A 7,800-nucleotide genomic window follows, 5' to 3' on the forward strand; every position below is an offset into this window, starting at 1 on the left:
GGCCCGCAGTGCCCCGCCGGGGACCCCGCCGGCCACGGCGCGGTGGCGGGGCCCGGCCCGCACGGCCCGGCACCCCGGGCGCCGTTCCTCGTCGACCCCGACAGCCAGCCGGCCCAGGCTGCGCGGCAGGACCCGGCAGCCGGGACGGCCGCCGCCACGATCGCGGCCAAGCCGTTGGCCTACCCCGTCGGGGACTGGCTGGGGGACGGCGTCCAGGCCCAGGTGGCGGCACGCGCGGCCGAGGCGGAACGCACCGGCGCCACCGCCGTCTTCATGGTCTACGCGATCCCGCACCGTGACGTCGGCGCGGGCTTCTCCGCCGGCGGTCTGCCCGACGCCGCCTCCTACCAGGCCTTCACCAGGAAGGTCGCGGCGGGCATCGGCCACCGCGACGCCGTCGTCATCCTGGAACCCGACTCACTGGCACAGCTGGACCATCTGGGGCATGCCGAGCAGGACGAGCGTTACCGGCTGCTCAACGACGCCGTCGACGTCTACGGCGGGCTTTCCGGCACCAGCGTGTACCTGGACGGGGCCAACTGCGGGTGGACGGCGGCGCCGGTCATCGCCGACCGCCTGACGCGGGCGGGCGTGCAGCGGGCCCGTGGGTTCGCCGTCAACGTGTCGAACTATTACCACACCCACGACGAGGTGGCCCGCGCCGACGTGATCTCGGCGCTGACCGGCGGCAGTCATTTCGTGGTCGACACCTCGCGCAACGGCCGTGGCCCGGCCAGGGGCGACCTGAAGGACGCCTGGTGCAACCCGCCGGGGCGGGGGCTGGGAACCACATCGACCACCGACACCGGCAGCCCACGTGCGGACGCCCTTCTCTGGATCAAGGTGCCGGGAGCCAGTGACGGGGAGTGCGGCCGGAACAACCCGCCAGCCGGCACCTGGTGGCCGGCCCAGGCCGACGAGCTCGTCCGCAACGCCACGTCCTGAACGGGGCCTTCCCCACCCGGGCGGGCAACGGCCCGTCGTACCCAGGGTGTTCCCGGACCGTCCGCGGCCGTTGGCCGGACGGGCTGGTTCCGGCGCGCCCGCCACCCGTTTCGGCATGATTCGCTGGATTGCGCTCCCGGCCAGGGGGCTCCCGGTGCCCGGCCACCGCGAAACAGAACAACGTCCTTCATGTCGGTTCGTCCCGCCCGGGTGGGTGGGGCTCGGGCCGCCCGGGCGGATATGCCCGCCGCCGGTGGCAGTTGTCCCGTCCGCCGCTCCGGCGAATTCACAATGAAAAAACAACGTCCATTGTTTTTCTGGTAGCCGGAAGTCGCCGCCGGCGGTCGTTGCTGTCGTCCTGCCGACACGATTCCGGCGTGGCTGGTGGCGTTGGGTGCCGGCCTGTGTCGGCTTTCCGCACCGTCAGCGCGGTCGCTGCTAAACTGCCGCTGCGGACAGAGGGTTGAGCAAGAAAACGAGCGCATCCAACCGCCCGTTCGGAGGTCGTGTGTCGACAGACGTGCATGGAGGGCCCGGACGCCGGGCCGCCCGCCATGCGCATCGTCCGAAATCCCGTCGGCCGCTATGGATATGGCTGACGCCGGTCGTCGCCGCCGCCGTATTCGCGGGTTTCGGTTGTGTACGGGTGGTGTTTCCCAGGACCTCTCCGGTCTCGTCCTCCGTGGACGTGGTGATACCGCGTCCGGTCGGTACGGTGCCTCCCGGGCCGCTGACCGCCGTCGCCGCGCTTCTCGGCTCGCTGGCTCCGGTACCGGGGCAGACCCCTGCCGCGCCAGCCGCGCGGCCCACGCATCCCGCCGAGCACACCGAGGCTCCCAGCGCGCCGCCGCCGCCGCCGGCCCGGCCGCCGTCGGCGGCGCCGGCGACGGCCAGCAGCAATCCGTTCGCCGGGGCCAGGTTCTACGTCGATCCCGACAGCGACGCCATGGCCGCGGTCGCCCGGCTGCGTAACAGCGCGCCCGCGGACGCCGCCGCGCTGAGCCGGATAGCGAACACCTCGCACGCCGACTGGTTCGGCGGTGACACCGCGAACCCGGACGCCGTGCGGGCCAGGGTCGCCGGGCGCGTGGACGAGATCCGCGCTACCGGCGCGCTGCCGGTGCTGGTCGCCTACGCGATCCCCAACCGTGACTGCGGCAGTTACTCCGCTGGCGGAGCCGGTAGCCCAGATGCCTACCGGGCGTGGATCGCCGCTTTCGCCGCCGGTATCGGCCGGGGCCCGGCGGCGGTCATCCTCGAGCCCGACGCGATCTCCCAGACCGACTGCCTGTCCGCGGCCGACCGCCAGACCCGGTACTCGCTGCTGGGGAACGCGGTGGACGTGCTTGCCCACGTCGGCGCGGCCGTCTATCTCGACGCCGGGAACGCCACCTGGCACAGCGCCGCCGACACCGCCGCCAGGCTGCGCGCCGCCGGCGTCGACCGGGCCCGTGGCTTCGCCCTGAACGTCTCGAACTTCGACGAGACGCCGGACGAGCGTGCCTATGCCGCCGCGGTGTCCGCGGCGCTGGGTGGCACCGCCCGGGCCGTCATCGACACCAGCCGCAACGGGCTCGGCCCGGCCGCCAGCAACGCCTGGTGCAACCCGCCGGGCCGGGCGCTGGGCGCCGCGCCGACCGGCAACACAGGTGACCCGGTCGTCGACGCGTATCTGTGGATCAAAGTTCCCGGGGAGTCGGACGGGACGTGCAATGGCGGGCCTGGCGCCGGCCAGTGGTGGCTCGACTACGCACTGGGGCTGGCCGCCCGCGCCACCGGCTGACCGTCCCGCCGTCGACGCCCGTATCACCATCGGGTGCATTGTTGACGGGTGAACTCCCACCCGTTCCGGCCCGGGACACGGCGGCCCGGGACATGGCGGCCCCGGACGCTCGCCGCCGTGCTCCTCGCCGGCGTCCTGCTCGCCGTGCTGGTCACCGGCTGCGGCTCCTCGGGAACGGCCGGCCAGCGTGGCAACGGGCTGGTACACCTCGACGATCTCCCGGGTGCCGCGGGCGTGCGCGGGGTGGTCTTACAGCAGCCGCTGAGCAAGCCGGACATCCGGCTGACCGGCACGGACGGGCGTCCCTACGATTTCCGGGCGGCCACCGCCGGCCGGCTCACCCTGCTGTTCTTCGGTTACACCCACTGCCCGGACATCTGCCCGACCACCATGGCCGACATCGCCGCCGCGCTCAGCACGCTGCCGCCGGCTGACCGTGCCAAAGTGTCCGTGGTGTTCGTCACGTCCGATCCGGATCGGGACACCCCGGCGGCCCTGGGCAGCTGGCTGGCCCAGTTCGACCCGTCGTTCATCGGGCTGACCGGCCCGTTCGAGACGACCGCCGGTGACGCCGAGCAGCTCGGCGTCACGCTTGAGCGGCCGCGGCGGCAGCCCGACGGGTCGGTGACCGTCTCGCACGGCACGCAGGTGACGGCCTTCAGCCCGGACGGGACCGCCCGTGTCGCCTACCTCGCCGGCACCAAGGTCGCCGACTACGCCCATGACATCCCGCTACTGATCGCCGGCCGTACCTGACCCCCCGACGCCGCCCGCGGCGGTGGTCAGGTCGCGGTGTAGTAGGCGGCGAGGCTGGCGAAGTCCTCCTGGCCGTGCCCCGCGTCGGAGGCCTCCGTGGCCAGCGCGAGAGCGCTCGTGGCCATCGGCAGCGGCCGGCGGGCCGAGCCGGTGGCGATCCGCAGATCCTTGATCATGCCGTCGAGGGTGAACGTGGCGGGCTGGAAGTCGTTGCTCGTGAGCATCGACCCCTTGTAGCCCAGGATGAACCCCAGTGCGCCGCCGGCGAGCTCGGAACGCAGCAGGTCACGGTCGACGCCCAGGTCCGAGCCGAGCCGCAGCACCTCGCCGAGAGCCCCGGTGGCCAGCGCCAGGCCCAGGTTCACGACGGCCTTCAACGCCGTCGCGGTACCGACGCCGCCGACGTGCCGGGTGGTGCCGAACAGGGACAGCAGCTTCTCGGCGGCGGCCGCGTCCGGTCCGCTCGCGCCGACCAGCACGCGCAGGGTGGCGTCCCGGGCCGGCCCGGTCGTCCCGACCACGGGTGCCTCCACGTAGCGCAGCCCGGCCGCGGCGGCCACCCGCCCGAGTTCCCGCCCGGTCGCAGGCGCGATCGTCGTCGTGTTGATCACGAGGGTGCGCGGGGGCGCGCCGGCGATCACGTCGTCGAGCACCTGACGGGCGGACGCGTCGTCGAAGAGCATCAGCACGACCGCCTCGGCGGCGGCCACCGCGTCCCGTACGGAGGCGGCCTCACGCGCACCCGCGGCCACCAGTTCCCGGGCCCGGCCCGGCGTCCGGTTCCAGATCGTCAGCTGGTGGCCGGCCTCGACGATGTGGCGGGCCATCTCCCGTCCCATCCGTCCCATGCCGAGAAAAGCGACGTTCATGGTTCTGCCTCCCCTGTATGTTCCGGTCTCCCCTGTATGTGCTGGTACTGCCCGGTGGGCCGGTGGGCCGGTGGGCCGGAGCCGGTGCGGCGGCGTTTCTTCCGTGCCTCTTGCGCGCCTCTTGTGCGTCTCCTGTGCGTCTCTTGCGTGTCGAGGTTCCCGCTGGAGCCCCGGATCCACCGGTGCCAGAAGCCGGCTGCCACCGGACCGCCGGGTTTGTCGGCTTCCGGGCCCGCTCCGCTCATGAGAGTGTGGGGCGGGACGCGCGCGGTGGTACGTGGCGGCCGTGCGGCCGCCTCGAGCAGCCCATCGCTGGCACTATGGACGAGAGGCTGAATCACACAAGAGGTGTATATGCCGCTACAGCAGCACGCTTTCGCCGATGTGGCGGATGTTCACGACCGGCTGCGAGCGGCCGGCTACCTGGCGGATCATGCCATAGCGACGACGGTCTTCCTCGCGGACCGGCTCCGCAAGCCGCTGCTCGTCGAGGGGCCGGCCGGCGTGGGCAAGACCGAGCTCGCCAAGGCCCTCGCGTCCGCGACCGGCGCCGAACTGATCCGTCTACAGTGCTACGAGGGGCTGGACGAGGCCCGGGCGCTGTACGAGTGGAACTACAAGAAGCAGCTCCTGCGCATCCAGGCCGGTCGTGACGAGGCCTGGGACGAGACCCACGACGACATCTTCAGCGACGAGTTCCTGCTGTCCCGGCCGTTGCTGACCGCGATCCGGCGCACCGAGCCGACCGTGCTGCTCGTCGACGAGACCGACAAGGCCGACGTCGAGGTCGAGGGCCTGCTGCTGGAGGTGCTCTCCGACTTCCAGGTGACCATCCCCGAGCTGGGCACGATCGTCGCTCACCAGCGCCCGCTCGTGGTGCTGACCAGCAACGCGACCCGGGAGCTGTCCGAGGCGCTCAAGCGCCGCTGCCTGTACCTGCACCTGGGCTACCCGTCCCCGGCGCGGGAGAAGGAGATCGTCCTCGCCTGTGTGCCGGAGCTGCCCGAGCGGCTGGCCGAGGCGATCGTCGGCACGATCCGGGCGCTGCGCGCGATGGAGCTGAAGAAGGTCCCGTCGATCGCCGAGACGATCGACTGGGCGCGGACGGTCCTGGCGCTGGGGATCGACACCTTCGACGAGGAGGCCGTGGCGTCCACCCTGGGTGTCGTCCTCAAGCATGTGAGTGATCAGGCGCGAGCCATCGGCCAGCTCAAGCTCGGCTCTAACTGATCGTTCCCAGCCTGGGTTTTTATAACATAAAGTAACATTATGTTGCACTATGTGACCCGATGGGATGCCGGGTATGAGTCTGCTGGACCGTACGGTGGTGTTCACCGCCGCGCTGCGACAGGCGGGGATGGCGGTGAGCAGCGCCGAGACCGTGGACGCCGTCCGCGCGCTCACAGCCGTCGGGCCGCTCGACAGGGAGGCGCTGCGCGCCGGGTTCGCGGCGACGATGTGCAAACGCCCGACCAACCGGGTGACCTTCGACACACTGTTCGACCTCTACTTCCCGCCGGTGATCGGTGACGGGCTGTCCGTTGACGACTTCCTGGCCGGCGAGGACGGCACACCGGGAACGGCAACGGATCCGAGCCGGCCGGCCGGCGCGCCCGACAGCGAACACGATCTTGAGCTGTTGCGCCAGGCCCTGCGCGGGGAACTGCTGGACGTCCTGCTGCGCGGGGACGACGAGGAGCTGCGCCGCCTCGCCCGCGAGGCCGTGACCAGGTTCGGGTCGGCGCCGGGCGCGCCCGGCCGGCGCTCCTGGTTCGCCTACCGGGCCCTGCGGGCACTGTCCCCGGACACCCTGGTCGCCGACCTGCTGAGCGCGATGCTCGGCGACCAGGAGGCCGGCGGCCTCGCCGAGCGGGTCGCCCGGCAGACGATCATTGAGCGCATCCGTGCCTTCGAGGAGATGGTCGCCAGCGAGGTGCGTCGCCGGCTCGCCGAGGAACGCGGGGCCGACGCGGCCGCGAAGAGCGCGGTCAAGCCGCTGGCGGAGCAGGTCGACTTCCTGCGCGCCTCCCAGCGGGACCTGGCGGAGCTGCGCCGCCTGGTCCACCCGCTCGCCCGCAGGCTCGCGACCAGGCTGACCGCGCGTCGCCGCCTCGGGCGCTCCGGCCGGCTGGACTTCCGCCGCACGGTGCGCTCCTCGCTGGCCACCGGCGGGGTGCCGCTGGAGACCCGTCACCGGCCGCACAAGCCGCACAAGCCCGAACTCGTCGTGCTGTGCGACGTCTCCGGGTCGGTGGCGTCGTTCGCGCACTTCACGCTGTTGCTGACGCATGCGCTGCGGGAGCAGTTCGCCCGGGTCCGGGCGTTCGCGTTCATCGACACCACCGACGAGATCACCCGTTTCCTGCGGGGAGCCGACCTCGGCGACATGATGGCGCGGATAGCCAACGGAGCCGACCTGGTGTGGTTCGACGGGCACAGCGACTACGGGCACGCCTTCGAGGTGTTCGCCGACCGGTATCCGGAGGCGGTCGGCCCGAAGACCTCCCTGCTCGTGCTCGGGGACGCCCGCAACAACTACCGCGCGACCGCCGCGCCGGTGTTCGGGAAGCTGTGCGCGCAGGCCCGGCACGCCTACTGGCTCAACCCCGAGCCGCGCACCTACTGGGGCTCGGGCGACTCGGCCACCCGCGCCTACGCCGACCTGGTCGACGAGATGGTCGAATGCCGCAACGTCGAACAGCTCCAGACCTTCATCGAACGCCTCCTGCCCTCCTGAGCCGATCGTCTTCACCCTGGCGGACGTTTCACGACGTGATCGGGAAATTGGGGTGAACCGAAGCGGCTGGGCGAGCGTCCAACCTTCCAGGAGCTGGCAGCGTGAGAGCTGACACCTGACGGAAGGGCGGCCACCGGGATGGTCAGAACAGGTCCGGACGTACAGGATCCCGACAGCGCCCCGGCGGCGCCCGCGACGACGGCGGTGGCGCCACCACCAGGGCCGGCATCGACTTCGGTGGCGACATCGGCGTCGGCGCCTGGCACGGACTGGTGGGGCGGTGCCGCGACGGCCCCGGAAGGCGCGACGGCCGGAGGAGGCGCGGCGGCCACGGGAGGGCTGGCGGGCGCGAGGGGCGCGGGCGTGCGCGGCATCTCCAGGCGGCGCGTGATCGGCGTGGCGGTCGTCGTCGGGGTCGTGGCCGTTGTCGGCGGTGTTGTCGCGATCGGTAGCTGGTCGGATACCTCCGGCTCGTCGTCGAGTTTCCCGCTGCCAGCCATCGACATGCCGCTGTCACAGCCGGGGTCGTCCGCTGTGGGCGGTGACGGGCAGGCCGCGGGCGATTCGCGGATGGTCGCGCCGGTCGCGCCGGTCGCGCCGGGGGAGCCGGGGCTACAGGGGGCGTCGTCCGCGCCCGTGGCCGGCGGCGCACGTGCGGCCGAATCCGGAGCCGGGTCCGGCCTCGCCGCCGGCTCCGCGCCGACGGCGCG

Annotated in this window: 6 protein-coding genes and 1 pseudogene; 6 read left to right on the plus strand and 1 reads right to left on the minus strand. The window is 72.4% G+C overall.

What is annotated here, in order from left to right; all coding sequences use genetic code 11:
• From NBX02_RS07345 to NBX02_RS07355, 3 genes are all read left to right on the plus strand, one after another.
• The coding region (locus tag NBX02_RS07345; RefSeq protein WP_250290568.1) for a glycoside hydrolase family 6 protein at positions 1 to 945 on the plus strand (945 nt) is incomplete at its 5' end.
• Positions 946 to 1,591: 646 nt separating this feature from the next.
• Positions 1,592 to 2,728: a glycoside hydrolase family 6 protein gene (locus NBX02_RS07350; RefSeq protein WP_250290570.1), complete on the plus strand. Its 1,137-nt coding sequence runs from the start codon at positions 1,592 to 1,594 to the stop codon at positions 2,726 to 2,728.
• A 48-nt stretch (positions 2,729 to 2,776) separates the two neighbouring features.
• On the plus strand, positions 2,777 to 3,484 hold the full coding sequence (locus NBX02_RS07355; RefSeq protein WP_250285441.1) for an SCO family protein: 708 nt from the start codon (positions 2,777 to 2,779) through the stop codon (positions 3,482 to 3,484).
• A gap of 26 nt (positions 3,485 to 3,510) precedes the next feature.
• On the opposite strand, the gene NBX02_RS07360 is transcribed toward NBX02_RS07355, so the two are convergent.
• Positions 3,511 to 4,353: an NAD(P)-dependent oxidoreductase gene (locus NBX02_RS07360; protein ID WP_250290572.1), complete on the minus strand. Its 843-nt coding sequence runs from the start codon at positions 4,351 to 4,353 to the stop codon at positions 3,511 to 3,513.
• A 354-nt stretch (positions 4,354 to 4,707) separates the two neighbouring features.
• Between NBX02_RS07360 and NBX02_RS07365 the strand changes: the two genes are divergently transcribed.
• The 3 genes and pseudogenes from NBX02_RS07365 to NBX02_RS07375 all read left to right on the plus strand — a co-directional run.
• Entirely contained in the window at positions 4,708 to 5,583 is an 876-nt protein-coding gene (locus NBX02_RS07365; RefSeq protein ID WP_250285494.1) for an AAA family ATPase, read from the plus strand.
• A 73-nt stretch (positions 5,584 to 5,656) separates the two neighbouring features.
• On the plus strand, positions 5,657 to 7,090 hold the full coding sequence (locus NBX02_RS07370) for a VWA domain-containing protein (RefSeq protein ID WP_250290573.1): 1,434 nt from the start codon (positions 5,657 to 5,659) through the stop codon (positions 7,088 to 7,090).
• Between the two features lie 363 nt (positions 7,091 to 7,453).
• Positions 7,454 to 7,800 (plus strand): annotated as a pseudogene (locus tag NBX02_RS07375) (hypothetical protein); the annotation flags it as partial.

Source organism: Protofrankia sp. CiP1_Cm_nod1, assembly GCF_920888515.1.
GTDB lineage: Bacteria > Actinomycetota > Actinomycetes > Frankiales > Frankiaceae > Protofrankia.